Below are 25,919 nucleotides of genomic sequence, written 5' to 3' on the forward strand. Positions count from 1 at the left end.
GTTAGATGCCGTGGATGGCGTTGGCTTCCCCATACCAGTCCAGCTTGTCGGCCAGAGTGACCACCGAGCCGATGATGATGAGGCTCGGGCTCTTCACCTGACGGGCCAGTTCGGCCAACTGCTGCAGCTCGCCGCGCACCACCCGCTGGCTGAGCTGGGTGCCTTGCTCCACCAGCGCCACCGGGGTATGACCGGGCATGCCGTGGGTTTGCAGCGCATCCTGAATGCGGGCGGCGTGGGCCAGCCCCATGTAGAAGACCAGAGTCTGGCGGGGGGCCGCCAGCGCCGACCACTCCTGGGCAATATTGCCCTCCTTGTCGTGGCCGGTGATGAACTGCACCCGCTGGGCGTGATCACGGTGGGTGAGGGGAATGCCGCTGTAGGCCGCGCAGCCTGAGGCTGCCGTAATGCCCGGTACCACCGAGAAGGGGATGCCCGCCTCGGCCAGGGTTTCCAGCTCCTCGCCGCCCCGGCCAAAGATAAAGGGATCGCCCCCCTTGAGCCGTACCACCTGTTTGCCCAGCTGCGCTTGTTCCAGCAACAACTGGTTGATCGCCTGCTGGGGCACGCAGTGGCGGCCCGCCTCCTTGCCAACAAAGATCCGCTCGGCATCCCGGCGAACAAGTGCCAACACCTCCTGCGACACCAGCCGGTCATAGACCACCACATCCGCCTGCTGCAACTGCTGCAAGCCGCTTAAGGTAAGCAGCCCCGCATCGCCGGGGCCGGCTCCCACCAGGGTTACGCTTCCCTTGCACTGCAGCGGCTCATCGAGTAGCTCGGCGACGTTCTGCTCGGCGGCCTGTTGCTGGCCGCGCGCCAGCTGGCATGCCAGTCGCTCATGGCTAAAGAGCCGCTCCCAGAAGCGGCGGCGGGCCAGCTTGTCCGGAATGAGTTTGACCCGCTCGCGCAGCTTGCCCGCCAGCGCCGCGAGTTGGCCGAGGTGTTGCGGCAGCATGGCTTCAAGTTTTTCCCGCAGCTGGCGGCTTAGAACCGGCGCCGCGCCTGCGCTGGAGATGGCCATCATCAGCGGCGAACGGTCGATGATGGCGGGCATGATGGCGCTGCAGTGGGCCGGAGAGTCCACCACATTGCAGAAGATCTGGCGCAGGTTCGCCTCATGAAATACCTGCTGGTTGACCTCTTGCTGATTGGTGGCGGCGATCACCAACCACTTGCCATCGAGCAGTTCGGGATGAAAGCTGGCGGCGCAGACGGTCAGGCGACCCTGCTCGGCCCAGCTCATCAGCTGGGGTTCCAGGTGCGGGGCATTGATGGTGATCTTCGCCTTGGCATCGAGCAGCAGGCGCGCCTTGCGCACCGCCACCTCACCGCCGCCGACGATCAGAACCGGCTTGTTTTGCAGCTGACAGAAGAGAGGGAGAAAGTCCATAACAGGCTCCGGATGCTGGCCCGCTCGCAATGCCGCGCCGGGCGAGATAGCAGGGCGCGCCGTGACGCACCCCGGATGGTCGGGGGAAAGATCCCCCGACGGGAATAAAAAAGGGGAAGGGTGATCTACGCCCGGGCCAACGACAGATCCCCACCGGTGTCGGCCACTTGATCACGCTTCCCCAAACGAGGTTTTTCCTATTGCACCGCTTTGACGTGCATGTTGGCGACGTACTGATCTTCGGCCCAGAAGATGCGGTCAGCGACCATGGCTTCCGGGTTGAGGGTGACGCCGCGCAGCACCCGCTCCTTGAACTTGTGATAACCGGCCCGGTCGATAAGGTGACCCATGTGCAGATAGATGGGTTTGCCATCCAGCATCTCGGCCTCGAACTCGAACAGGTTCTTGATCACCGCATGCAGCACCTCTTCGGTCACCCAGTTGAGGAACAGCTTGCCGGTACGGGGGGTCTTCTTGCTGGTGCGCCCCCCCAGCTTGACCATATAGAGCTGCTTGGGATCCCGCTGCCAAGCCAGGGTCGGGCAGGCCAACACGCACTCGCCACAGCCGATGCACTTGCTCTCCTCCTTGACCGCCTTGCCATGCTTGATGGCGAGGCAATCCACAGCGTGGTGGCTGCACGCCTTGACGCAGGCGCCGCAGCCGATGCAGCGCTCGGCATTGAAGTGGATTTTGGCGATGCCGAGGATGCCGAAGTCGGCCATGTTGGCCTTGGCGCAGTCGTTGGGGCAGCCGGCGATCACCATCTTGAGGTGATAGGGGTTGGGGTAGAGGTGTTTCTCCATCCGCTGAGCGAGCCCGGTGCAGTCGATATTGCCCTTCTGGCAGATGGTGTTGCCCTGACAGGCGACGATGTTGCGCCCGCCGATGGTCTGGTAACCGGCTTGGGTATCCTTTACCTCGATGCCGCAGGTCTCCACCTCGATCTCCTTGATAAAGGGTTCGAGGGCGGCGTTGACCTTGTCCATGTCCTGATACTTGATGCCGGGCATCGCCAGCTTCTGGCGGGTGGTGAGGTGGATCAGGCCGTTGCCATACTGTTCGGCGATCTGCTGGGCCACCGCCAGCAGGTGGGCGGGCATGATCCCGCCTGGAATGCGTACGCTGATCATCGCTTCGCCGCGCACCTTGGAGAGGCGGTATTCGTTCTTGGCGCGGGCCTTGATGATGTCGATATCGAGACTCATGGTGTTCTCCCTCAGTCGATCAGATGCTGGGCCTGGTCAAAACGAAAGACCGGTCCATCCACGCAGATATAGGTGTCGCCCATCCGGCAGTGGCCGCATTTGCCCACGGCGCAGGCCATGCGGCGTTCGTAGTCGACCCAGATGCGATCCTTGGGGATGCCCCGTTCGAGGAAGGCGAGCACCACGAAGCGGATCATGATGGGGGGGCCGACCACGATCACCTGGATATCCTCCTTGTCAGCGAGATCCAGCTGGTCGATGTAGTCGGTGACCCGGCCAATGCGAAACTGCTCGCTCTCCTTGCCCTCGTCCAGGGTGACGATAAGGTTCTGCTGCTCGGCCCAGAGCGGCATCTCGTGGCGATAGAGCACCGCCTGCTCGTTCTTGAAGCCGAGGATCATGTCGAGGGATTTCACCTCTTCCGGATGTTTGCTGAAGCGGCGCAGCAGCCCCTTGACCGGCGCGACGCCGGTACCGCCCGCCACCACGATGAGGTGCTGGTTGCGGTAGGTCTCCAGCGGATAGCCGTTGCCGTGGACGCCGCGCATCCACACCTTGTCGCCCACATCGAGGGCAAACAGCGCATCGGTTACCTTGCCGACCTTGCGGATCAACAGATCCACATAGCCATCGCCATAGTCGGAGACCGAGATGGGCGCCTCGCCGACGGTGGGCAGGGAGATCTCCACAAACTGGCCGTAGTGGACATCAAAGTCGCGGGAGACCCGAAAGTTCCACTCCAGTTCGGTGTGGCGCTCGATGGCCAGAATGGTGTAGGCCTTGGGCAGCAGGCGGTTTTCGACCACGTCCTGCTGCGGTTCTGCTGTTGCGGTTTGTTGGCACTGGCACATATCAGTTCGCCCCCTGCGCGTGGTCGGCTGCGATGGTCTGTTCGACCACATCGGTCATCTTGTTGATGATGTTGCTAAAGGAGATGTAGTGAGGGCAGCGATCGTCGCAGCGGCCGCAGCCGACGCACATGTGCTCCTCCCCCTGACGGGCCTTGTAGTCGTTGACCTTGTGCAGGGCGCGATAGCGCAGGCGCTCGCCGTGCTTGGCGCGAAAACCGTGGCCACCGGCCATGTCGCTGAAGCCATCCACCATGCAGCTGGCCCACTGGCGACGGCGTTCACCCTGCTTGGGATTCTCCGCATAGGTGAGGTCGTGCACGCTGTAGCAGCTGCAGGTCGGGCAGGAGGTGGTACAGCGGCCGCAGCCGATGCAGCGGCTGTCGTACTCGGCCCAGACCGGATGAGCGGTGAGGATCTGGCGGATCCGCTGGGGGTCGTCACAGACGCTGTCCGGGGTGCGTACCTTGACCGGGTTGCTCTGGACAAATTCAGGGGTGAAGTCGTCGGATTCACCCAGCTCTGCAAAGTAGCCGAGCAGCTCGGGATCCTTCACCTCGATACGGGCACCCTCATCGCTCAGACGAATGGCGGCGGCGTAGTCCCGGGTCTCGTTGCTGCCCATGGAGACGCAGAAGCAGTTCTCGAAGCTCTCGCGGCACTCCAGCAGTACCAGCTTGAGCTTGCTGCGCAGTCTGGCGTAGTAGACGTCGCTGTTCTGGCCGTTTTTCAGGTAGACCTGATCCAGCCTGCGCAGGGCGTGGATATCACAGCTGCGCAAGAACAGCAGGGTGGGCTTGGCCTCCACCTTTGATTCGCGCAGCTCCAGATTGTCGAAGTGGAACAGGGTCTGGGTGATGGGGAGCACCACCTCTTTCGGGGAGAAGTGGGACTTCTCCTGCCACACCAGCTCGGCCGGATGGCGGATGCTGTGGTAGGTGACGTTGTCGGTGTCGGAGAAGCGGCCGCCCCGATATTCGGCCGCGGGCGCCATGATCCGGTAATCGGGCAGCAGCCGCTCGAACAGCTGCGCCAGCGCGGGATGGGTGAGAAGAAACGACATAAATAAACACCTTGTATGAGGGTGAGATGCCCTGGCATAGGGATGAGGAGCGGGCCGGTCAGGATGTCTGGCATCGGTTCTGGCCGCGCTTGCCTCGCCACGGTCTGTTTTTATGACTCATGTTGCTCAACTGACCCGATTGTTATTGTGTTGGCGGCGCGTGCGTCGCGGCAGGTCGGGTCATGCCTGTAAAGCTCTTGTCAATTGAGCAGGGCGGCCTGATAGCCTGCGCACTTGCCCATCACGTATCCCATCTCCAGCTTGTTGATATCGCGGGTGAAACGGGAGACGGGGAAGTAGTCGGCCGGAGCGATCACCTCGATCTGGCAGTCCTCCGGCGGATTGGCGATAAAATCGAGCGCCTCGTTGTAGCTGCGATCCCGCTGCTCCAGCGCCTGTGCCAGCGCGGGGCGGGTCTTGAGCAGAGTGCGGATCATCCAGGGGAAGGGCATCGGCTTGAGCCGATAGCCAAGGGGCTCGGAGAGGATCACCGTCAGGTGACGGGCACCGCGGCGGTAGGCCTCGATCACCGGGATGGAGTCGGCCACCCCGCCATCTGTCATCGGTACCCCGTGCACCTCCGGGTATTCGTGGGAGGCGAGGGGAATGGCGCAGCTGGCGGGCAGCACCTCGTTCATGTTCTCCGGCTTGACCCGGATGTACTCCGCCTTGCCGGTCAGGGTATTGGTCACCACCGCATAGAAGGGGATGCCGGTCTCCCGGTAGGCGTGAATGTCGAGGGGATACTTGCGGCAGCTGGTGTTCCACAGCCAGTGGATATCCACCAGATTGCCCCCCTTGGCAAAACGCAGGGGATCCATAAACTGCTGGCTGCACGCCAGTTTGGTCAGGATCTCGTGGCTGCGGCCATGCTGGCTGGCGAGATAAGCCAGCAAGTTGGTGGCCCCCGCCGAGACGCCGATGGCGAAGTCGAAGGGGCGATAGTCATGCTCGATAAACGCATCCAGCACGCCGCTGGCAAATATGCCGCGCATGGCGCCGCCTTCTACAACCAATGCGCTGGGGGATGCGTTTTTGTTCATGACAGGCACCTCATTGATAAGTCAGAGAAAAAAGTGGGAAAGAGAACGTCCGGGCTGTCAGGCCGACCATTCTGACAACCAACCGGGGTTGGCCATCGCAATGAGGTCATTCTAGGAAGGGGATGGTGTTTAGAATATCTGTTAATAATGAATCAAGTGTTTTATATTTCTAAACGACCGTAATAAACCCGTTGTGATAAAAGGGGTTGTGTAGGAGTCTCAACGACTCTGTGATGGCTGGATATTGGCAAGGATGAGTGTGTCATGACGTTATTGGTTCCCCCGCTGCTCCGACGTGGCGATACCATCGCTTTTTTCTCCCCCTCCAGCGCGGCGACCGCCTGGGCCCCCAACCGTTTTGCCCGCGCAAAAGCCTTTCTTGAGGGGCAGGGCTTTAGGCTCAAGGCGGGCAGCCTCACCGGCCAGCAGGATCACTGGCGTTCCGGCTCCATCGCCGCGCGGGCCGAGGAGCTCAACGCCCTTATTCGCGACCCAGAAGTACGCAGCATCATGTCGGTGATTGGCGGCAGCAACTCCAACTCCCTGCTGCCCTACCTCGATTTTGAGGCGCTGAGGCGCGATCCCAAGATCATCGTTGGCTACTCCGATGTGACGGCGCTGCTGCTCGGCATCCACGCTCAAACTGGCCTGGTTACCTTTTATGGCCCGGCGCTGGTGGCCTCCTTTGGCGAGTTGCCGCCGCTGGTGGATGAGACGCTGGCCAGTTTTTTACAGATTGCGTTGGCCGATGAAGCTGGCGTCCCCTGCACGCTGCCTACGCCAGCACAATGGAGCGATGAACGGCTGGACTGGGAGAACCAGGCCCGGGCCAAGCAGTGCCAGCCCAATCGGCTGATCTCGGTGGGCTCAGGCCGGGTAGTGGGGCGACTGATGGGCGGCAATCTCAACACCATGGCGGGGATCTGGGACTCCCCCTATATGCCCGTCATCGAGCGTGGTGACATTTTGCTGCTGGAGGACAGCCTGAAATCTGCCGAGACGCTGGAGCGCTCCTTTGCCCATATCAAGCTGTGCGGGGTGTTTGAGCGGATCGGCGCGCTTATCCTCGGCAAGCACGAGCTGTTCAACGATCAGGGGAGCGGCAAGCGCCCCCTCGATATCCTGCTGGAGGTGGTGGGGGTGCCGAACTTCCCCATTCTGGCGGAGTTTGACTGCGCCCATACCCACCCCATGCTGACGTTGCCGCTGGGCATCGAGGTGGCGCTCGATCTCGACCGCCAGCAGCTCACCTTGCTGCAGCCCTGGTGGCGAGCAAAATGAGGGCGAAATGTATGTCCAACAACAAGGCCGCTGATGCGGCCTTGTCTGTTTTTGTGGAGAGGGATCAGGGCAGTGCATCGGGCCGGAAGCTGGCGCGGATCTGCGGCACCAGGCTTGAAGGGTCGAATCCCTTCTCTTCCCCCAGTACCGGATGGAGCAGGGGCTTCTCTTCGATGGGGGTGATATCCCCCGCCAGCAGCTGGCGAGTGGCCTGACCCATCTGGTAGAGCTGGCGTACCGGCGCAAACTGGGTCGCCAGATTGAGGGGGTCATCGGCGCGGGTGAAGGCCATCATGGGGATCTGGTAGGTGGCATCGCGCGCCGGTTTGTCACCGTGAATGCCCTTGCCGGCGGACATCAAAAACGGCTGGTGATCGCCAAATGCCACCACCAGATAGCGCTTGCCCGACTGGTCTAGGGTCTTGAGCAGCCGCTCCAGCGAGGCCATGGCATCCACCACCCCGGTGTAATAGGTGTTGAGCAGCTGGGTGTCACTCTCGCTCTGGTTCGGGCAGGCGCCGCTGCGCTCCTGCCCCTGATAGCGGGGGCCATCGAAGGGGCCGTGCCCCTGCATGGTGACTGCATAGGCAAACAGCGGTTTGTCATCCTGTTCGCTGCGCTTGAGTATGTGGTCGATGAGGGCATCATCGGAGATATAGAGCCCCTTGTGCTCAAGGGTGGTGAAGCGGGTGTCGAACCAGCGCTCCTCATAGCCAAGCGCCGGGATCGCCTTGGCGCGGCCCCAGAACTTCTCTACATAGGGGTGGGCAAACAAGGTCTTATAGCCGCTCTGTCTGGCGCTCTGGGCCAGCCCCGGCACCTGCTGCGAGAGGTAGTAGTAGGGCACCACCCCCTGCTTGAGCAAGCCCACCGGCAAGCCGGTGTTCATCTCGAACTCCGCCAGCACCGTCATGCCGCCGGTGGTGGGGGAGTGGATGGTTTTTTGCCACTGCTGCACGCTGGCGGGCAGGGAGAGTGTGGGAGCCGGGGCGCAGATCCTCCCCTTCCAGTCGAGCCAGAGCGACTCATATTGCAGCACGATCACCAGATCCCAGCGCGGCGCTATGCCCTGGGGCGGATAGCTCAGCTGCGGGGTCAGCTCGTTGATCTGCAAGGGGTAGCGAAACACGCTGCCGCTTTGCAGCATCTCGTCCACCAGATTGAACAGATAGAGGCCGGGGCCGGAGCGGATGATGTCCCTGTGGTAGTTGACCGCGCGATCCACGTAGCGAATGTTGGCTCCCAGCAGCTTGTTGCCGGTCTGGGTGGCAAAGACGCACAGGGCAAAGAAGGCGACGGTGGCAGCGGCAGTGCGCAATACCCAGCGTGACAGGGCAAAGCGCCAGCAGAGAAACAGTGCCAGCAACACGGTGAAGATGGGCAGGATGGGGTGCTGGTCGAGCAGGATCCGCAGCAGCGCCAGCAGGTTGCCAAAATCATCCCCGCCGAGCGGCACGCCGTAGATGGCGATCTTCATAAAGTTGGCGAGCAGACCTATGCCTGACAGCGCGGTAAAGACCAGCCCCATATAGAGATTGAAGCCCGCCAGCGCGCAGAGGCTCCAGCCCAGCACCATGCTGCCCCAGGCTAGATAGTAGTGCTCCGGGCGAAAGCCTGACCAGAGCAGAAACTCCCCCAGCTTGAACACCACGAAGCCGTGCAGCAGCACGAAGGTGAGGTTGCCGAGCAGCAGGCTGCCGATGATCCGCCAGCGCAGGCTGCGGCGCAGCTTTGGCAGCACCGTTTTGAGCACGGCGGCGCTCAGGGCCAGCACCAGCGTCAGACTCACCACCAGATAGGTGAGGTTGAAGCCCTGCTCCGGCAGGGTTTGCAGGATCTGGCTGAAATCGCCGCTCTCGGGGCGATCCTTGAGCAGCAGACCGATGCGCAGCTGATAACGGCTGGCCAGCGCATCGTCCGGGGCACGCAGGGTGCTGTTGAGATCCAGCGAGCAGCGGTTATTGCGGCACACCTGACGCTTATCCACCGCTTGACTCAGCTGGTCGATCCGCTCCCCCTTGTCGTTGAGCAGCTCTACCCGTACCTTGTCCCCCGCTTGCAATGGCCCTCGCAACTGCCACTGACTGCGTACCACCAGATAGAGGCCGCGGCTGTCGCTTTTATAGAGCAGGGCGTGGCGGGTGAGGGTGGCCAGCGGGTTGTCGGCGGGGCCCAGCACCAGCGGCTGGGCACGGCCCAGCCAGCTGCCGGGATTTATCAGCGGCAACAACAGGGTCAACAGCAGCAATCCGCCCAGCAGGGCAAGCAGCAGAGAAGGCAGACTCAGGACGCGGGGGCGGCCTGAGGAGGGGCGATTCATATAAGCTCATCCTTTGAGCGAGTGAGGGAGAGATCGTTCATCCGCATAGAGTTTGACCCGATGGTGCGGGCCTTGTTTCAGCTTGTCAATTTAATGACCACTTAATGAATATTTGGTTACAGTTCAACCTTGCAAATTGTGATCCAGGTCGAGGGATTGTTCGGAATATGTGATGAAAGCGTCATCATGGGGTTTTGCCACTGGCTTGGGAGGGATCTGCTGTTTAGTCTCTCGATAGCGACTGGAGGTACATGTATGAATCCCAAAGTGATGGCACGTCAGGCCAGATTGCTGCGCATGCTGGAGAGCAAGGAAGAGATCCGGGTCGGACGCGAACGAGACTGTCCGCTGCCGCTGGCCCAACTGGTCAAGCTGAAGGATAGCCATCCGGCTGTGGTCAAGGTATACCGCCACGGTCTCACCGCCGAGGTGTTTCACCTCAAGGTGGAGGGGCATCACTGGTGCCTCAAGCGGCGACGTCAGGATTCACTGGTGGCCAACCTCGATGGCAAGACCGCCTTTCTGACCGAGCTGGAGCGGCGACGCGAAATCGAGGCGCTGCGGGAGCTGCACCCTACTGTCCTCTCCCATGTGGTCTGCACCAGCTTCGGCTCGGCGCGGGCCGGGGTCTTGGTCTCCCCCTGGTTGCGGGGTGTGCCGGTCCATCAGCTCAACGAGCGCAATCTGGCCCAGATGCTGGAGGTGCAGGGTGAGCTGGCCCGCTGGGGCTGGTTTGACTGGGACCCGAGCCCGGGCAACCTGCTCGATGACGGCGAGCAGATCTGCGTGTTCGACTTTGGCTATATGTGGACCTTCGATCCCCGCTTTGAATACAACTCCAATGGTCTGGTCGACCCGCAGTTTCATGTGCCGGAGCGACTGGAGACCCGCACCCTCTCCGGACTCTGGCTCGATGAGGCCGATCCTCTGCCGCAATTTCGCTACTGGCGCGAGCTCTGCCTCAAGTGGGTGAAACGGGAGATCCACCACCTGATCCGCGAAGGAGCCAGCGCGCCCGTGCTGGCCCGCCTGCACGCCTTGCAAGGGGAGTGGAGCGCCGCGCTGGCGAGCGACGAGGCGCTGGTCGCCAACTGGTGGCGGGACATGTATCGCAGCCACCGGCTCGATGTGGCCGATGATCTGAGCGGCCAGAGTTGCGGCCCGCTCACCCTGCGTCGCCTCGACTGGTTGATGCAGGCGGTGACGGATCACTATCCGCTGCTGGTGGACAATCTCTCGCCTCAGGAGACGGAGCTCGGCCAGACCGGGCTGCTGGCCCGCTTGCAGCAGCTGCGCCGCGAAGCCGTCGCCTGTCAGTTGCCTGCCACCAGCCTTGCCTGAGCCAATACCTTTGCGGAGTACAAATGAACAGGGCGCCTTGCGGGCGCCCTGTTGCATGGGCGGAATTGCCTCGGTTGAGGATCAGTCCAGCAGCTCCTGATGGAGGCGGTTGACGATATTGCCCGCCTCGCTCTCCTTGACCAGGAAGCAGAGGTTGTGGGCGCTGGCGCCGTAGCAGATCATCCGGATGTTGTGCTCGCGCAGGGCGTCAAAGACCTGACTGCCCACCCCGTTCACTTCGCTCATCCGGTTGCCGATGAGCGCCACCAGTGCCAGACCGGTTTCCACCTCCACCTTGCAGAGTTGCCCCAGTTCGGCCAGTACCTTGTCGCTCAGGATCGGCTCGCCGTTGCTCTGGCTGCCGGTGTGATCCAGCGTCAGTGACACGCTCACCTCCGACGTGGTGATGAGGTCGACCGAGATGCGGTGACGGGCCAGAATGCCGAACACTTCGGCCAGAAAGCCGTAGGCGTGGAACATGTTGAGGCTGTGCAGGGTCACCAGCACCTGCTGGCGGCGCAGGGCGACGGCGCGAAACAGCGGGCTTGAATCTGTGCTGGCGCGGATCCAGGTACCACCGGCGGCAGGATCCTTGGCTGAGCCGACAAACACCGGAATATTCTGGCGCACCGCCGGTTGCAATGTGGCGGGGTGCAGCACCTTGGCGCCGAAAGTGGCCATCTCGGCTGCTTCGACAAAGCTGATTTCGGGGATCGGGCGGGCTCGGGTGACGAGGCGCGGATCCGTGGTGTAGATGCCGGGCACATCGGTCCAAATCTCGATACTGGCGGCATCGAGCGCTTCGGCGAGCAGGGCCGCGCTGTAGTCAGAGCCGCCGCGCCCCAGCGTGGTGGTGCGCCCATCGCCATCGGCGCCGATAAAGCCCTGGGTGATGATGAGGCTGTCGCCCAGCTGCGGGCCCAGCGTCTGCTGGCAGAGGGTTCGGGTGGTGGCCAGATCGACGGTGGCCTTGCCAAAGCGGCTGTCGGTGCGCATCAGCTGGCGCACATCCTGCCAGTGGGCCTTGACGCCGCGCTGGCGCAGCAGTTCGGTAAAGAGGCGGGTAGACATCAGCTCGCCGCAGGCGATGAGGCGATCGGCCAGCTCTGCATCGGTATGCTGGTGGGCTTGCTGGGCCATGAGGCGGATCTCGTCCAGCTGGCCATGAATAAGGGCGCTCACATCAACGGGGTTGCCGAGATCGGCCAGAATGGCCTGCTGGATCCCGGCCAGTTTGGCCAGCTGCTCGTCGCGGCCCGCTTCGTCCAGCTCCCCTTGTGCCAGAGCGACCAGCAGGTTGGTGACACCGGCGCTGGCGCTCAGCACCACCACCCGGGTGGCGGGATTGGCCAGCACGATATCGGCGCAGTGATTCATGGCCGTGAAGTTGGCGACACTGGTTCCGCCAAACTTGGCGACATTGATCGGGCTCATTGCTTACTCCTGTCTTATTTTAAGATTCCGGTTCCATCGGGCAAAAAAGAGAGGAGGAGGCTGAAAATGGCAGGAATGAACGAAGCTATCCCGGCCAGAAGCACTCCACCTGCAGAGCCCATCCCGTACCGCCCCTGACAGGGCGCGGTGGGGGATGATCACTACCGATGACAACCCGGGGGATTCAGCCCCCGCAGCCGACGTTGAGGTTACCAGTCTCCTCACTCGTCTCGGCGCTGCTCCCCCTGACCCAAGTTCACCGGACGCTGGCGTCCTCCCTTGGGCTGCCTGGGCAGCGCTCCTCTTCTGGCTCCACCAGGGCGGTGGAGTGCATTTAGAAATACCCTGCGTTGGATTGCACTGTCAATCGAGTTTGTGAAAAAGTTCAAATTGTCAGCTAACTCAACGCAGGATCAATGACTTAGGCAATGGTCTTTGACAAAACCTTGGAACGGCGCTGCCAGTTGTAGAGACGCTGGCGCGCCACCGGCAGATCTTCCACTTCCAGCGGATCGAAGCCCCGCTCCCGGAACCAGTGGATGGAGCGGGTGGTGAGCACGAACAGGCGGCGAATGCCAAGCCGCTTGGCCCGCTCGGCCACCTTGGCCACCAGCTGATCTCCCCGGTTGGAGTTGCGATAGTCGGGGTGGATGGCGACGCAGGCCATCTCCGCCATCGCCTCTTCCATAAAGCAGTAGAGGGCCGCGCAGCCGATGATGAGGCCATCGCGCTCGATGATGGTGAACTTGTCGATCTCCATCTCCAGCTGCTCGCGGGAGCGGCGCACCAGAATACCTTCCTCCTCCAGCGGGCGAATGAGATCCAGAATGCCGCCGATATCCTCGATGGTGGCGGCGCGGGCCTGCTCGGCACTTTCCCGCACGATCTGGGTGCCGAGGCCGTCACGACTGAACAGCTCCTGCAACATGGCGCCATCATCCTGATAGCTCACCAGATGGGAGCGGGGCACGCCGCCACGGCAAGAGGCAATGGCTGCGCGCAAGTAGCGGGCGGTACCGGACATCTCTTCGCCCGCCTGCTCCAGCTCAACCAGCAGCTCTTCGGCCTGCTCGGGGAAGAGCTCGGAGATGGCTTCGCCGCGTCTGTCCATCACCCCCTGGGTGCTGCTGAAGCAGATAAGCTTGTCCGCCTTGAGATCGACCGCCACCCGGCGGGCCACCTCTTCGGAGCTCAGGTTAAAGCTCTCGCCGGTGACCGAGCAGCCGATGGGGGAGATGAGCACCAGACTCTTCTGATCGAGCTGGCGGGTGATCCCCTCCACGTCGATGCGGCGCACCCGGCCGCTGTGGCAAAAGTCGATGCCATCATCCACCCCCAGCGGCTGGGCGGTGACGAAGTTGCCGCTCACCACGCTGATCCGAGCTCCCTGCATTGGTGTGTTCGCGAGCCCCATGGAGAGCTGGGCGGTGATGTCGTATTGCAGGCCGCCACACACCTGTTTGATGATGGTAAAACTCTCGTCATCGGTGACCCGGATCCGCTTGTGATACTGGGCCTCGATACCGGCGCGGGCCAGCGCTTCATCGTTTTGCGGACGTGAACCAAACACCAGCACCAGGCGTATGCCCAGTGTCTGCAGCAGGGCGATATCGCTGACGATATTGGCGAAGTTGGGGTGGCAGATGGCTTCTCCCCCCATCATCAGCACAAAGGTGGCCCCCCGATGCACATTGACATAGGGGGTGGATTGCCGGAAGGCATTGACCAGACTGGGCTCACGTTCACGCACTTGATATTTCTTCCATAAAAAAACAGCGATTGGCTCAATATATGAAAATTAATTCACAAATCAAGACTAAATATTGATTTTGACCGTTTCTGGTCTACGAGGGGCGGGTTGGCCTTGCGGATTGGGAACAGGTGGCAGGAAGCGCAGATGGCCGTTGGGGCGAGCGGGGAGGGGCCCGCCGGTTGATCCGGCGCGATAAACTGCTATCTTCGATGCTCCTTTTCGTCAGCTGTGTGATTTCACAGGGTTTTATACAAGGACAGAATTCATGGAACAGATTATTTCACCGGCAGATGCCCTGCCGGGACGACGCGAAGCGATGGTGATTGGTCAGCAGCATGCGGTGAATGGCAACCCGACCCAGGGTCCCTGGCCTGAGAACATGGAGATCGCCTGGTTTGGCATGGGCTGTTTCTGGGGCGTGGAGCGCCTGTTCTGGCAGCAGCCGGGCATCTACTCCACCGCGGCCGGTTATCAGGGCGGCGTGACCCAGAATCCCACCTACAAAGAGGTGTGCAGCGGCTTGACCGGCCATGCCGAGACGGTGCAGGTGGTGTTTGATCCTGCGGTGATCAGCTACGGCGATCTGCTCAGACTGTTCTGGGAGCAGCACGATCCGGCGCAGGGGATGCGTCAGGGCGGGGACATTGGCACCCAGTATCGCTCGGTGATCTTCTATGGCGACGAGAGTCAGCAGATCATTGCCCAGCAGAGCATGGCGGCCTACCAGCAGGCGATGGCGGCAAGCGGCGACAGCCGGGCCATTACCACCCGCATTCTGCCGCTGGCGCCCTTCTACTACGCCGAGGATTATCATCAGCAATATCTGGAGAAAAACCCGGATGGTTACTGCGGATTGGGTGGCATTGGAGTCTGTTTGCCGCCCAGCCTGAACCGCTGAACAGGTTTGTAGTCGATTTCTTAATAAAAGTGAAAATAAATGGTCGGAGGAGGGAACTTATTGCGACCAGTCGGGACTAACTAGGTAGCGTCCAGGGATCGGATGCAAAGTCCAGACACATTTCTTGCCTTGATAACCGCCTGATGAATGAACGCACTGGCGGGTTGAAAATGATAGCAAGCAGGGCTGCCCACCAAGGCGGCCCTTTTCCTTATCTGCTGCTTTGAAATCTTGCGTTGGGCGGGAGAGCCGGACGGCAGATCAGCCGATGGCGCTGTCGAACAGGTTCTTGATGAGATCGATAAACTCGATGAGGAAGGTTTTCTGTTCCGGGGTCGGGGCGCGCAGCCAGACGGCGGAGAGCACCTCTTCCAGATCGGCGACCACGGCGTCGGCCTCCTGCATGATGGCGAAACGCACCTTGGGAGCGAGCTGGGGGTTTTGCTCGCAAATGGCCATCAGGTTGCTGGCAACACGACCACTGACCAGATCTTCGATGGTCTCTTCACCATCGTTCTGCTGCTGGGATTCAAACAATCCCAAACTCTCCACCAGATACTCGATCAGCGAGATATAGCCTTCACTTTCTACCACCATGGTTGCTGCCTCAATACAGTAACAATACGAAAATTAAGCGTATTTTAGTGGCTTGCCCTAGCTTGGCAAGCAGCAGTGCAGGCGATGGCGAGTAAAACTGACTCCGCCCCGCTCCACGCACTCCAGCCCGGTCAACGTAAAGCCATGTCGTAAAAATAGCTCATAACTGAAGGCGCTGGCCTCGGTGGTGATGAGGGTCAGGCCGAGCCCTCGGGCCCCCGCGAGCGCCGTGGTGAGCAGCAGATTGCCCAATCCCTGGCGCTGATGGTCGGCGCTGACATAGAGCAGACTGAGGTGGCCATCGGGGCTCAGGGTGACAAACCCGAGGGGCACATTTGCCTGCTCCGCCACCCAGCCGTGGTGCTCGCGCAGCTGGCTGACAAAGCCCGGATGTTGTGAACCGAGGGCCCACTGCTCCACCTGTTCGGCGCTGTAGTGCTCGGGGCCGCTGCGTCGCACCGCCTGCTCAAACAGGGTCACGAGAGCGGGGATATGTGCCTCACCAAGGGGGACAATACAAAGTGCTGGACTAAGTGCTGGCGTCATAAGGTTGGGCCGTCAGTGGGGGGGAGGGGGCGCGGCGCCTGTGGCCGTTTGGCTTTGGGCAGACCTGCGACAACCCGCTCATAGGAGTGGTGCACCCAGCCCTGCCACAGATCATCTGGCAAGGTGCTGTTCAGGGTCACTGTGTTCCAGTGTTGCTTGTTCATATGCCAGCCCGGTTTGACCTCGGGGTGGATCTCGCGCAGCAGCAACGCCAGTTCTGGCTCGCATTTGAGGTTGATGGTAAGCGGCTCGGCCTGCCAATCCACCAGCGCGAACATCTTGCCCGCGATGCGGTAGACCAGGATCTCCGGGCCAAACGGGGTATCTTCGGTGGCGCCCGGCAGGGTCAGCAGAAAGTGGCGCAAACGGGTCAAATCCATGGAAAGTTCTCGCGCAAGGGGTGATCTGGGTCATGTCAGGCGCATATCTATCGGCGGGCCTGTTCTGTTAATATGCGCGCAGCCGAGTATACCCCCCATCACCAAGGGAGCCTATTGGATGTTGTATCACAAGACTTTCGAACTGGGTCCCGAGCGGGATTGGGTGGTGTTTGTCCACGGCGCTGGTGGCAGCTCCTCCATCTGGTTCAAGCAGCTGCGCGCCTATCGCGAGCACTTCAACGTGCTGCTGCTGGATTTGCGCGGCCATGGCCAGTCCCACCAACTGCAACAGGTGGTCAAGGGCCACTACAGCTTTCGGGAAGTGACCGAAGATATCGTTCGGCTGCTTGATCATCTCGATATCCGCCGCGCCCACTTTGTCGGCATCTCCCTTGGCACCATCCTGATTCGTCATCTGGCCGAACTCTGCCCGGAGCGGGTGAAAAGCATGGTACTGGGGGGCGCCATTCTGCGGCTCGATATCCGCTCGCGGGTGCTGGTACAGCTGGGCCGACTCGGCCAGCACTTCCTGCCCTATATGTGGCTCTATCGGCTGTTTGCCTTCATCATCATGCCGCGCCAGCACCATCAGGAGTCGCGCAACCTCTTTGTGCGCGAAGCCCGCAAGCTCTGCCAGAAAGAGTTCAAACGCTGGTTCCGCCTTGCCACCGAGGTCAACCCGCTGATGCGTTACTTCCGCGAACGCTCCCTGCCCATTCCCACCCTCTATGTGATGGGGGAGGAGGATCATATGTTTCTGGCACCGGTGCGCGAACAGGTGGCCCGCGATGCCAGCTCCTCGCTGGCGGTCATTGAACAGTGCGGCCATGTCTGCAATGTGGAGCAGCCGGAGCAGTTTAATCGCCGCACCCTGACATTTATTCAATCGCTGGGGGGCGGGGGGAAATAATCTGTTTCCTATCCGTTATTAAGGATCTGTTTGTGTTAGATTGGATATATCAATTGATTATTGCCCTCTATTAGATGCTAAATAAGTAGCTAAGTGTTCCTGATATAACTGGGTATAGGTATATAGGGACTAGAATAATGTATCCATAGTCCCTTTCTGATCATATTATTAAGATGTTAGTCTGCGTTATTCGCAGGCTGTACAATTTCAACTCTATCAGCATCAACCATTTGCTTTTTGATTAAAGATATGAATCTTTTGTCATTTATTAACTTTAAAAATAAATCAATGTTATTTTCATCGATGACAAACTTACCATCGTTATCTACATTTATTTCCCATTGATGCTCAACTATTATTGCTTTCATATCTTCAATAAACTGTTGATCTTCGAAGTAACGAGTTTCTTCTGCTGAGACCAAACGTCTTAACAAAGTCTTATTATTACCTATTGCAATTTTTAAATCGTCAACTGAAGTGATTATCCCGTGTTCAGCAAGAGCATCTACTAAAACATCACGCTTTGCCTCAAGGCCTTCTCTAATATTAAGGCCTAACTCATAATTGGCTTTGTCTCGAATAAAAACATTTTCACCGTACGCAATAAAATCAAAATAATTTCTAAATGAAAAAGTATTGCATACATCTATTTTTTTAAAGTCGCCATCTGAAAACGTCCAGCTAGATATGGTCGATACTCTCTTGAGGTTCCAGCCACCTTTAACTTTAGAGAATGCATAAAAACAGTGCTCATTGAATTTGAACTCAACAACTAATGCCCATGCATTGTGAAATTCTTTGATATCTGTTACTGGTTCATTATCTGCACCAAGATTAATTTTATCAATAATTGCTGCAAAATCTGTAGCATCAACAGTATGTACTAGAGCTCGATCTTCATCTGTATCTACTGTAAGTGCGGAGTAAGCTGACAACTCTCTAATTGGCTCTACTTGTTGTTCCACACCAAAGAAAAACTTGCGCAATGTTGCTATTAAGTCTGCATCTAAGCCATCAATTGATGCGCTCAGAGCCCGGTAAGAATGCTGGCCTGCGTTTGTGCTTTTTTTGATTACCCACAAACGAACATCAAAGGCATTGAAATCTATAGTTTTAATGTTATCTAGAATTAGCAACTTATCTTGCATTTAAACACCTTTATTAGAGATTATTCCCATATAGTTATTGAGTTTGACGTATCTTTCATTATTTCCAGATAATAAGTCATGTTTAGATAACATGATGCATTCTTTTTCATTCCCAGATTCATTGTATTTACAATCATATAAGCCATAACCAAGCGCAGCTAAAATAGGATTGATGAATACACTTTGACTACGAATGGATAATAAACACAAGACTGATAAAAATAGGCATAATGAAAATATGTCTTGCCATTCACTAAGCTCAAAAGCAACAAATGAAATCATGTATGGAATTGTATAATTAACTACTTCACTAGAACGACTTCTCGCTGTTATTACATATATGCTATAAGGTTTGTTAGTTATGTTTTTAAGTATGTAACATAGCAATGTCAGGCTTAATATTGACAAAAGCAGTAATGAATAAACTATTTCTACATTTTTAAACTCAAGCCAATATGGCACCGTTAATTTTATAGAATTAAAAAATGGTGCGTTAGTGTTGAGATCAAACCATAAAATATCCTTTACATCTTTTATGATCATAATTAAAAATAATGGTGTGTAACCGCTAATAAAAATGGCGATTGAGGATAATAGTCTAGTTTTGCTCTTACGATTCATTACTCCCCCCCCTCAACTCACCTAGTATAATATTATTGTAAATGTCTTAGTCATCGTCAGAATTTATAAAGTTCAGATCGTACTGCGAGTTAAAGTTTTAACTATAGAGACAGTAGACATACTGACCGGAGTTCTCACTTTCAGTTACACAGGACTATATCTCCAGCGCACTGTTCCAACCAGATTGAAGCAAGGTAAGTCATTACCACTTCTCGGTGGTCCATTGGGCTATAAGTGTCGGATGAGAATCCTATCAAACAGCGACCAATTTAAGTGAGTAAAAAGTTAGTTACCGCTCGAATTTTGAGGTTTTTTTTGACAAGGATCAGACTTGAGCCAAGTTGGCTGCGGGTTGGGTGGGTGAGGGTGTTTGATAAATAAACAGATAAGGCATCCTTGGCGACTGGCGCCAAGTGACAGAAATGGCTGGGCAATATCACGGTTATGCCCTGTTATAAGGGCGATTTGTTTTTAGGTCATCGAGCAGACCGGCCACGTTTGTCGAGGGTGTTCAGTAGCCGGTCATCTCCAGATAGCCGACCCCCTTGGCATCTCCCTCCACCGTTACCGCTCCCTCCCAGTAGTCAAAGCGACCTGTCATGGCCTGATTGGGCTGACGGGCTTTGATGGTGAGGCTCATTCCGGCGGCGTTTAGCTGCCACTCAACGGGGTAATTCTGCCCCTTGGGGCCGCGCCAGGTGTTGCCCGGCGTAAGGCGAATCGCGTCGGGGGCGAGCACCCTGCTGCTGCCGTCCCGCTCAATCAAAATACCGTAGCGGTTTTCTGGCTGGTTTTCGGGATTAGCGCGGCCCGATTTGGTGCGCAGGCGAAACAGCATCAGCTCGCGGCCATCGGCCAATTGCAGCGAAAACCAGTCCCAGCCCGATTGCCACTCGGCCAATACCGAGCTGCTCCACTCGTGATCAAACCAGCCTTGTCCGGTGACGGTGCGGGTTTCGCCATCACGAGTCAGGGTGCCGCGAAGAGTGAGGCGCGGGTAGGAGTAGTAAAAGGAGGCGTTGCCCGGGCTCTTCTCGCTGTAACCGGCCTTGCCTTGCAGCACCAGCGGCTTGGCGGCAGTGACGGTCAGGTTCAGCTCGCCAATCTTGCTCTGCACCTTGAGGGTGGCGGGGAAGAGCGATGCCCCTTGCGAGGCAAGCCGCCACTCCCTGAGCCAATATTGGCCGCCGTTGGCCCCCGCCAGTCCCGGCCCCTGCCGACTGGCCCGTTCATCTTGCTGGTGGCTGCCACGCTCGAGATCCGTGATGGCAAACTGGGCCAGCCAGAGCTGGGGGGTGAGCCAGGGGTTGCTGGTGCGAAGATCTTGCTCAATCCCTTGGCGAAACAGGGTCCACTGCATGCCATATTCGCGCCCCTGCTCATCCTTGAGGTTGCCGGTGAGATACCACCACTCTGAGCGGTAATCGGGGTGGGCCGCGTGATCCTCCGGCAATTGGATGGTTTGCCCCGGCAGCACCTTTTTAAAGCTGTCGCTGCCACCGCTGAGCAGGGCGCCCAGATCGCTGGCCTGCGCGCTGCCAATCATGGCAATCAGCGGGAGCAAGAGGGTGGCGAGCCACAGGGGCCGTAAGGAGGACAAGATCCCCCTCACCCAGGCCCTCTCCCGAAGGGAGAGGGGATGGTTCAATGCCGCACTGTGCTCTTCTTTGCGTTGAAGAAGGGGCGGAGAGAGGGAAGTGGTCGATGGGAGCTTCAAGCCATGGCTGAGCCAGTGCGCTAACCGATATTTCATACCACTCTCCTTGCTGCATACCAGGAGGCCAATGCGCCACAGACCGGTGCCAGCAACAGGGCGGTGACCGCATGGAGGGGGTCGGCTTCGAAGGCGAGGCGCCAGCCAAAGGCGCGGGGATTGACCACCTCGATCAGCACCCAGGCGAGGCCATACCCCACCGGCAGGGCCAGCAGGGCGGTGAGCAGCCCCAATCCCGCCCCTTGCCACACCAGCAGCTGGCGGCAGTGGCGGGGGCTCAAGCCCAGACTTTGCAAGGTCTGCAGCTCGCCACGGCGCGCCAGCCCCAGCACCATAAAAGCCGAGCCAATCCCGACAAAAGCGATGCCGAGGATCAGCAGTTTCAATAGCTCGGTCACCACAAAGGTCTGGTCAAACACCTTGAGCGCCGCGCTGTGGATGGCGGGGGCGGAGAGCAGATTGAGCTGCTCGCCAAAGCGCTCGCGCAGACGGTCGGCCAGCTGTTCGGGGTCGTTGCTAAAGAGGGCGAGGGATTGCACCGTCCCCGCCTCGAAGGCGTGCAGGATCTGTCCCTTGTCGCTGCTGTAGTCTTGATAGACGCCGGTGACGGTGAGCTGCCTTGGCCCCTGCTCGCCGCTGATCGCCAATGTCTGGCCCACCTTGACCCCGAGGCGCACCGTCAGCGGTTCGCTCGCCAGCACTTCGTCGGGGCGGGTCGGCCAGCGTCCGGCCAGCAGCGGATAGGCCGCTTTAAGCTGGGGGATAAAGTCCATCTGCGCCCACTCGATGGGCTGCCCCTGCCAGCGGGCCGGATGCACCGAGCGGCGCGAGGCGGCGCTCACCAGCGGATTGGCGAGCAGGGTCTCGAGGGTGGCTTCGTTCAAGGTGCCCTTGTTGCCCGCCACTCCCTTGGGGGCGGTGACATAGAGGTCGGCGGCCAGACGCTGGCCGAGCCAGATCTCCACGCTGGAGCGAAAACTCGACACCATGACCCCGATGCCGATAGCCGCCGCGATGGCGAGCTGCAACGCCATCACCGCGATGGCGGTGCGATCGAGGTGATAGAGGGTCTCGGCCACCCCGAGCCGGGCTGTGAGGGGGCCGCCCGCGCGCCGTCGCAGCCAGCCAAGCAGGCCGCGCAGGGCATCGGGCAGCCAGAGCGCCATGGCCAGCAGCCAGCCTCCGGCGATAAAGAGGGCGCCACTCAGACCCGTTTGCGGCAACCACAGGCACAGAGCGCACAGCAGCAAGATGGCGATGGCCAGCACGCGCCGTCGCCACGGGTGAGCGGGGGGACGGCTGCTTCCCGCTCGCAGTTCGAGGGGGGATTGGCGCAGCAGTTGCCACCAGCCGGGCAGGTTGGCGGCCAGTGTGCCGAGCAGCCCGATCAACAGTGCCTTGAGCAGGCTCACGGGGGAGAGGCGCAACAGATCGATGGGGTTGGGCCCATAGAGATCGGCCAGCGCCTGGGTGAGCTGCCCCATCAGCGCCAGCGCCAACAGGCTGCCGAGCAGCACCCCGAGCAGGGTGCCCACCGTGGCGAGAATAACGAGCTCCAGAATGAGCCAACGCAGTACCCGGCTCGGCCCCATGCCCAGAATGATCAACTGGGCCAGCTGGGGGCGGCGCACGCTCTGCACAAATCGTTGGGCGTTGAACACCAGAAACAATCCCACCGCCATGGCGAGCAATGACAGCGCCGTCAGGTTAAGGGCCAGCGCATCGCCAAGCTGGCTGGCATCGAGCGCCGGACTGATGGGCTCAAGCCACAAGGGCTGGTTAGGGTAATCGGTTTGCAGGGAGGTCTGCAGTGTGCGAGCTTCTGATTCGCTTAGCTTGAAGACGATGCGATCGAGCCGACCCGCTTTGCCCAGCAGCGGTTGGGCGAGGCCAATATCGGTTATCAGCAGTCGCTCCATGGGCACGGCGCCCGGCTCGAAGGTGCCCGCCAGCGTCAGGGGCAGGGGGCGTGCGCTGGCGCCATCGCTGCCGCCCAATACAAAGCGTCGGCTCTGGCCCGCTTGCCAGCCAAGTCGATCTGCCTCGGGGGCCGCCAGCCAGACGCTGTCGGCACGGTTTAAGGAGAAGGCGGGGTCGCTATCAGGCCGGGCGCCAAACAGCTGGCGCAGGGGGCCGGGGTTGAAGAGATCCATTCCCAGCAGTTGAAAGCTGCGCCCCTCTTCATCCTTGAGCCAGCCATGGAGCTGGGGCATGGTATCGAGGGCGGGCTGGCTGGTCACCAGTTGCACATAAAGCTGTTCATCCAGCCCGCCAGCGGGGGCCAGCCGGTAGTTGGCTTCCCCTGCCAGCTGACTGCGGGCGGCGACAAAGTTGGTGCGGGCACTGTGATTGAGCAGCTCGATGGCCACCACCAGCGACACCCCCAATACCAGCCCGGCCAGACTCATCAGCAGCAACCAGGGGTGGCTGCGATAGAGGCGCAGCAGCGCTTTGAGTGGCAGCATCAGCGTGACTCCGGCAGGCGCAGTCGCTGTTTAGTCATGACGGGGCCCCTTGAGCTCGATAAGTTGGCCCCCTTCGAGGCGCAGCACCCTGTCGGCCAGCTCGGCATAGGCGGGGTTGTGGCTCACCAGCAGCAAGCCTGCGCCAGTGTCCCGCACCGCCGCGATCATTAACGCCATCACCTGCTCGGCATTGTGCTCATCGAGGCTGCCGGTGGGCTCGTCGGCGAGCAGCCACTGGGGCTGATGGATAAGGGCGCGGGCCAGAGCCACCCGCTGTCGCTGACCGCCGGAGAGCTGCTCCGGCCAGGCATGGCGCTTATGGCTCATATCGAGTCGGTGCAGCAACTGGTCAATCCTTGTCTCATCCGGTGGCAGAGCGTTGATGGCGAGCGGCAGGGCCAGATTCTCGGCCACGTTGAGGGTCGGCAGCAGGTTGAAATCCTGATAGACGATACCGAAATGGTGGCCCCGCAGGCGCGCCCGCTCGTCGGGGGATCGGGTGTCGATCCGGGTCTCCCCAAGCCAGATCTCCCCCTCGTCCGGTGCAATCAGCCCGGCGATCAGATTGAGCAGGGTGGACTTGCCACAGCCGCTTTGGCCCAGCAGCAGGGTGATCTCGCCAGCGGGGAGGGCGAGATCGAGATGGTGGAACAGCGGCAGTCGCTCACTGCCGTTATCGAAGCTCTTGCAGAGGTTGCGCAGGGTCAGCATGGGATAACCGTTTGATGGTCAATGGCTTTCATCATGCTTGGTACGCTAGCACGGCCAGCATTGATCAACACCCCTTACGGTTGATCAAGAGTGCAAGTTAGTGATCAAGGCGGCAAAAGAGCAGTGGATCCTCGCTGGATCCCGCTTGCCCGAGGTGGTTAGAATAGGGGCTTCCATGGGTCACAGGATGAGCAAGGATGTTACACAAGCAAGTCAGTTTTATCATCGATAGCAAGGGCAACAAGCAGGCTGCCGTCGTCCCCATCGAGATCTACAACGAGCTGATGACCCTGCAAAAGGCACTCTCCGACAATCGGCCGGGGGAGCGCGAGCTCTACCACTTCAACGGCAAGGGGGCCGAGGCCCACGGTTATCCGGTGGGCAAGCGGCAAAATCCGGGCTTTATGGTGCTGGCCGGTTCCACCGCCAATGGCGAGGATGCCGCCTCTTTGCGTGAAGCGGTGATCGAGCTGCGTCACGAGCTGCTGGAGAAGGGGGTCATAGTGCCCCGCAGTCAGGGTGGCTTTGTCTTTACCGCCGATCAGCTGTTCAACAGCCCGAGTCTGGCCGCCAGTCTGGTGGCGGGCAATAACCGCAGCGGTCTGGATGCCTGGCAAAACAGCGCAGGCTATACCCTCAAGCAGTCGGGTTTCGGCAAGAAATAATCCCGCGTTTCGACAGCAAACCAATTAAGCGTTAATTGACCTGGATGAATTTTTCTTTTCATCCAGGTGCTAGCATCATTGCCAGACGGTTCTAAAAGGAAGAGACCATGTCTGCGCTCACCCCTGTTATTTTGCTGCTGTCCCTGTTTATCCCTCCCGCCCATGCCAGTAGTGGCCCTGTTCTGTTGACATCCTCTTCAATCGGACTTTTTTGTGTCGGATTGTTTGTGTTGGCCTACGCCCTGGTGATGGCTGAAGAGTATCTGCAACTGCGCAAGTCCAAACCCGTGCTAGTGGCCGCCGGGGTGATCTGGATCCTGATCGGTATCGCCTATGCACAGCAGGGGATGAGCCCTGTCGCCGAGCAGGCATTTCGCCATACCCTGTTGGAATATGCCGAGCTGATGCTGTTCCTGCTGGTAGCGATGACCTATATCAACGCCATGGAGGATCGGCGGCTGTTCGATGCCCTGCGCGCCTGGCTGGTGCGATCCGGCTTTCACTTGCGCACCCTGTTCTGGTTGACCGGCGGGCTTGCTTTTTGTATTTCGCCGGTGGCAGATAACCTGACCACAGCGCTCTTGATGTGCGCTGTGGTGTTGAAAGTGGCCAACGGTGATCGGCGTTTTGTCAATCTTGCCTGCATCAACATAGTGATCGCAGCCAACGCCGGAGGGGCGTTCAGTCCCTTTGGCGATATCACCACCCTGATGGTGTGGCAGGCGGGCAAGGTGCAATTTGGCCAGTTCTTCACCCTGCTTATTCCCTCTCTGCTCAATTTTCTGGTGCCAGCCATCCTGATGAGCCTGATGGTGCCGCGTCATGTGCCGGAGGCTGATAACGAGGTGGTCGATCTCAAGCGGGGGGCCCGTCGCATCGTCGCGCTGTTCTTGCTGACCATCATCACGGCGGTGCTATGCCACAGTTTCCTCCACCTGCCACCCGTACTGGGCATGATGCTGGGGCTCGGTTATCTGCAGTTTTTCGGGTTTTATTTGCGCAAGTCGCTGCCGCGGTCCCTTGCCCGCAAGCGTGCGCTCTACGAACGCAATGGTGATGAGGTGCGGTTGCGCAGTCTGGGTTCTGTGGTGCCATTTGACGTGTTCAACAAGGTGGCCAAGGCGGAGTGGGATACCCTGCTCTTCTTCTACGGGGTGGTGATGTGTGTCGGTGGGCTGGGCTTTATGGGGTATCTGGAGCTGGTCTCACACTGGTTGTATGACGCTGGGGATCCCACCATGGCCAATATCTTCATCGGGGTCTTGTCCTCCGTCATCGACAACATTCCCGTGATGTTTGCCGTGCTGTCGATGAACCCGGATATGGCGCTGGGGCAGTGGCTGCTGGTGACCCTGACCGCTGGAGTGGGCGGCAGCCTGCTCTCCATCGGCTCTGCGGCCGGGGTGGCCCTGATGGGACAGGCCCACGGCATGTATACCTTCTTTGGCCACCTGAAGTGGCTGCCGGCTATCTTGCTCGGTTATCTTGTGAGCATAGGGGCGCACCTCTGGCTCAACAGTGCCCAGTTCTGAACGTCTTGGCGCCAGTACGAAAAGAGGCTTCCGTTGACGGAAGCCTCT

General features: G+C 59.4%; 22 protein-coding genes and 1 riboswitch. Of the genes, 6 read left to right on the forward strand and 16 right to left on the reverse strand.

The annotated features are described in order from the left end of the window. Position 1: 1 nt before the first annotated feature. The 5 genes from cysG to AB5Y83_RS19945 all read right to left on the reverse strand — a co-directional run bounded on the left by cysG (position 2) and on the right by AB5Y83_RS19945 (position 5,555). The gene (gene cysG, locus AB5Y83_RS19925) at positions 2–1,393 is read right to left on the reverse strand and encodes a siroheme synthase CysG (RefSeq protein ID WP_368175826.1); all 1,392 of its coding nucleotides are present in this window, start codon (positions 1,391–1,393) and stop codon (positions 2–4) included. Positions 1,394–1,590: 197 nt separating this feature from the next. Continuing rightward, positions 1,591–2,601 (reverse strand): sulfite reductase subunit C, encoded by a 1,011-nt coding sequence (asrC, locus tag AB5Y83_RS19930; protein ID WP_158109271.1) that lies wholly within the window; start codon positions 2,599–2,601, stop codon positions 1,591–1,593. A gap of 11 nt (positions 2,602–2,612) precedes the next feature. Further along, positions 2,613–3,452, reverse strand: a complete 840-nt coding sequence (gene asrB / locus AB5Y83_RS19935; RefSeq protein WP_021229668.1) for an anaerobic sulfite reductase subunit AsrB — start codon at positions 3,450–3,452, stop codon at positions 2,613–2,615. Between the two features lies 1 nt (position 3,453). Then, positions 3,454–4,512, reverse strand: a complete 1,059-nt coding sequence (gene asrA / locus AB5Y83_RS19940; protein WP_368175827.1) for an anaerobic sulfite reductase subunit AsrA — start codon at positions 4,510–4,512, stop codon at positions 3,454–3,456. Positions 4,513–4,712: 200 nt separating this feature from the next. Then, positions 4,713–5,555, reverse strand: coding sequence for a patatin family protein (locus AB5Y83_RS19945; protein ID WP_005333746.1), 843 nt, complete (start codon positions 5,553–5,555; stop codon positions 4,713–4,715). Positions 5,556–5,819: 264 nt separating this feature from the next. Between AB5Y83_RS19945 and AB5Y83_RS19950 the strand changes: the two genes are divergently transcribed. Continuing rightward, on the forward strand, positions 5,820–6,836 hold the full coding sequence (locus AB5Y83_RS19950; protein ID WP_368175828.1) for a S66 peptidase family protein: 1,017 nt from the start codon (positions 5,820–5,822) through the stop codon (positions 6,834–6,836). 64 nt (positions 6,837–6,900) lie between these two features. On the opposite strand, the gene AB5Y83_RS19955 is transcribed toward AB5Y83_RS19950, so the two are convergent. Then, positions 6,901–9,156, reverse strand: a complete 2,256-nt coding sequence (locus AB5Y83_RS19955; protein ID WP_368175829.1) for an LTA synthase family protein — start codon at positions 9,154–9,156, stop codon at positions 6,901–6,903. A gap of 255 nt (positions 9,157–9,411) precedes the next feature. Between AB5Y83_RS19955 and AB5Y83_RS19960 the strand changes: the two genes are divergently transcribed. Further along, complete coding sequence (locus AB5Y83_RS19960) at positions 9,412–10,497, forward strand: hypothetical protein (RefSeq protein WP_368175830.1); 1,086 nt, start codon at positions 9,412–9,414, stop codon at positions 10,495–10,497. An 81-nt stretch (positions 10,498–10,578) separates the two neighbouring features. On the opposite strand, the gene lysC is transcribed toward AB5Y83_RS19960, so the two are convergent. Together lysC and argA are read right to left on the reverse strand one after the other, a co-directional pair. Continuing rightward, positions 10,579–11,931, reverse strand: coding sequence for a lysine-sensitive aspartokinase 3 (gene lysC, locus AB5Y83_RS19965; protein ID WP_368175831.1), 1,353 nt, complete (start codon positions 11,929–11,931; stop codon positions 10,579–10,581). A 90-nt stretch (positions 11,932–12,021) separates the two neighbouring features. Next, a riboswitch (Lysine riboswitch) is annotated at positions 12,022–12,245 on the reverse strand. A gap of 107 nt (positions 12,246–12,352) precedes the next feature. Further along, positions 12,353–13,681, reverse strand: coding sequence for an amino-acid N-acetyltransferase (gene argA, locus AB5Y83_RS19970; protein WP_005345063.1), 1,329 nt, complete (start codon positions 13,679–13,681; stop codon positions 12,353–12,355). A gap of 268 nt (positions 13,682–13,949) precedes the next feature. Here argA and msrA point away from each other — a divergent pair, with 268 nt between their 5' ends. Next, positions 13,950–14,582 (forward strand): peptide-methionine (S)-S-oxide reductase MsrA, encoded by a 633-nt coding sequence (gene msrA, locus AB5Y83_RS19975; protein WP_201914474.1) that lies wholly within the window; start codon positions 13,950–13,952, stop codon positions 14,580–14,582. 261 nt (positions 14,583–14,843) lie between these two features. On the opposite strand, the gene AB5Y83_RS19980 is transcribed toward msrA, so the two are convergent. The 3 genes from AB5Y83_RS19980 to AB5Y83_RS19990 are packed head-to-tail and all read right to left on the reverse strand — an operon-like array spanning position 14,844 to position 16,105. Next, complete coding sequence (locus AB5Y83_RS19980) at positions 14,844–15,179, reverse strand: DUF3802 family protein (RefSeq protein WP_368175832.1); 336 nt, start codon at positions 15,177–15,179, stop codon at positions 14,844–14,846. Positions 15,180–15,236: 57 nt separating this feature from the next. After that, positions 15,237–15,725, reverse strand: a complete 489-nt coding sequence (locus AB5Y83_RS19985; RefSeq protein ID WP_115520955.1) for a GNAT family N-acetyltransferase — start codon at positions 15,723–15,725, stop codon at positions 15,237–15,239. Then, entirely contained in the window at positions 15,722–16,105 is a 384-nt protein-coding gene (locus AB5Y83_RS19990; RefSeq protein WP_019446158.1) for an MmcQ/YjbR family DNA-binding protein, read from the reverse strand. The genes AB5Y83_RS19985 and AB5Y83_RS19990 overlap by 4 nt, the downstream gene beginning before the upstream one ends. Before the next feature lie 118 nt (positions 16,106–16,223). Between AB5Y83_RS19990 and AB5Y83_RS19995 the strand changes: the two genes are divergently transcribed. Continuing rightward, the gene (locus tag AB5Y83_RS19995; protein ID WP_368175833.1) at positions 16,224–17,015 is read left to right on the forward strand and encodes an alpha/beta fold hydrolase; all 792 of its coding nucleotides are present in this window, start codon (positions 16,224–16,226) and stop codon (positions 17,013–17,015) included. A gap of 176 nt (positions 17,016–17,191) precedes the next feature. Here the strand turns inward: AB5Y83_RS19995 and AB5Y83_RS20000 are convergent, their stop codons facing one another. From AB5Y83_RS20000 to AB5Y83_RS20020, 5 genes are all read right to left on the reverse strand, one after another. After that, complete coding sequence (locus AB5Y83_RS20000) at positions 17,192–18,163, reverse strand: Kiwa anti-phage protein KwaB-like domain-containing protein (RefSeq protein ID WP_120414474.1); 972 nt, start codon at positions 18,161–18,163, stop codon at positions 17,192–17,194. Further along, positions 18,164–18,784, reverse strand: coding sequence for a hypothetical protein (locus AB5Y83_RS20005; protein WP_159158712.1), 621 nt, complete (start codon positions 18,782–18,784; stop codon positions 18,164–18,166). Positions 18,785–19,295: 511 nt separating this feature from the next. Further along, positions 19,296–20,348, reverse strand: a complete 1,053-nt coding sequence (locus tag AB5Y83_RS20010; protein WP_368175843.1) for a lipocalin-like domain-containing protein — start codon at positions 20,346–20,348, stop codon at positions 19,296–19,298. Between the two features lie 185 nt (positions 20,349–20,533). Further along, entirely contained in the window at positions 20,534–22,963 is a 2,430-nt protein-coding gene (locus AB5Y83_RS20015) for an FtsX-like permease family protein (RefSeq protein ID WP_368175834.1), read from the reverse strand. A 30-nt stretch (positions 22,964–22,993) separates the two neighbouring features. Next, on the reverse strand, positions 22,994–23,674 hold the full coding sequence (locus AB5Y83_RS20020; protein WP_368175835.1) for an ABC transporter ATP-binding protein: 681 nt from the start codon (positions 23,672–23,674) through the stop codon (positions 22,994–22,996). Between the two features lie 197 nt (positions 23,675–23,871). Here AB5Y83_RS20020 and AB5Y83_RS20025 point away from each other — a divergent pair, with 197 nt between their 5' ends. Then, positions 23,872–24,339, forward strand: a complete 468-nt coding sequence (locus AB5Y83_RS20025) for a DUF4357 domain-containing protein (protein ID WP_005333716.1) — start codon at positions 23,872–23,874, stop codon at positions 24,337–24,339. Between the two features lie 107 nt (positions 24,340–24,446). Further along, positions 24,447–25,871 carry a sodium:proton antiporter NhaD gene (nhaD, locus tag AB5Y83_RS20030; protein ID WP_058060016.1) on the forward strand — a complete coding sequence of 475 codons (1,425 nt, stop codon included), beginning with the start codon at positions 24,447–24,449 and terminating at the stop codon, positions 25,869–25,871. Positions 25,872–25,919 lie beyond the last annotated feature (48 nt).

Source organism: Aeromonas sp. R5-4 (assembly GCF_040908215.1).
GTDB lineage: Bacteria > Pseudomonadota > Gammaproteobacteria > Enterobacterales > Aeromonadaceae > Aeromonas > Aeromonas veronii.

Bases quoted from the DNA above. Each gene is read 5' to 3' on its own strand.
- cysG (WP_368175826.1), bottom strand. From the start codon at position 1,393: ATGGACTTTCTCCCTCTCTTCTGTCAGCTGCAAAACAAGCCGGTTCTG.
- asrC (WP_158109271.1), bottom strand. From the start codon at position 2,601: ATGAGTCTCGATATCGACATCATCAAGGCCCGCGCCAAGAACGAATAC.
- asrB (WP_021229668.1), bottom strand. From the start codon at position 3,452: ATGTGCCAGTGCCAACAAACCGCAACAGCAGAACCGCAGCAGGACGTG.
- asrA (WP_368175827.1), bottom strand. From the start codon at position 4,512: ATGTCGTTTCTTCTCACCCATCCCGCGCTGGCGCAGCTGTTCGAGCGG.
- AB5Y83_RS19945 (WP_005333746.1), bottom strand. From the start codon at position 5,555: ATGAACAAAAACGCATCCCCCAGCGCATTGGTTGTAGAAGGCGGCGCC.
- AB5Y83_RS19950 (WP_368175828.1), top strand. From the start codon at position 5,820: ATGACGTTATTGGTTCCCCCGCTGCTCCGACGTGGCGATACCATCGCT.
- AB5Y83_RS19955 (WP_368175829.1), bottom strand. From the start codon at position 9,156: ATGAATCGCCCCTCCTCAGGCCGCCCCCGCGTCCTGAGTCTGCCTTCT.
- AB5Y83_RS19960 (WP_368175830.1), top strand. From the start codon at position 9,412: ATGAATCCCAAAGTGATGGCACGTCAGGCCAGATTGCTGCGCATGCTG.
- lysC (WP_368175831.1), bottom strand. From the start codon at position 11,931: ATGAGCCCGATCAATGTCGCCAAGTTTGGCGGAACCAGTGTCGCCAAC.
- msrA (WP_201914474.1), top strand. From the start codon at position 13,950: ATGGAACAGATTATTTCACCGGCAGATGCCCTGCCGGGACGACGCGAA.
- AB5Y83_RS19980 (WP_368175832.1), bottom strand. From the start codon at position 15,179: ATGGTGGTAGAAAGTGAAGGCTATATCTCGCTGATCGAGTATCTGGTG.
- AB5Y83_RS19985 (WP_115520955.1), bottom strand. From the start codon at position 15,725: ATGACGCCAGCACTTAGTCCAGCACTTTGTATTGTCCCCCTTGGTGAG.
- AB5Y83_RS19990 (WP_019446158.1), bottom strand. From the start codon at position 16,105: ATGGATTTGACCCGTTTGCGCCACTTTCTGCTGACCCTGCCGGGCGCC.
- AB5Y83_RS19995 (WP_368175833.1), top strand. From the start codon at position 16,224: ATGTTGTATCACAAGACTTTCGAACTGGGTCCCGAGCGGGATTGGGTG.
- AB5Y83_RS20000 (WP_120414474.1), bottom strand. From the start codon at position 18,163: ATGCAAGATAAGTTGCTAATTCTAGATAACATTAAAACTATAGATTTC.
- AB5Y83_RS20005 (WP_159158712.1), bottom strand. From the start codon at position 18,784: ATGAATCGTAAGAGCAAAACTAGACTATTATCCTCAATCGCCATTTTT.
- AB5Y83_RS20015 (WP_368175834.1), bottom strand. From the start codon at position 22,963: ATGCTGCCACTCAAAGCGCTGCTGCGCCTCTATCGCAGCCACCCCTGG.
- AB5Y83_RS20020 (WP_368175835.1), bottom strand. From the start codon at position 23,674: ATGCTGACCCTGCGCAACCTCTGCAAGAGCTTCGATAACGGCAGTGAG.
- AB5Y83_RS20025 (WP_005333716.1), top strand. From the start codon at position 23,872: ATGTTACACAAGCAAGTCAGTTTTATCATCGATAGCAAGGGCAACAAG.
- nhaD (WP_058060016.1), top strand. From the start codon at position 24,447: ATGTCTGCGCTCACCCCTGTTATTTTGCTGCTGTCCCTGTTTATCCCT.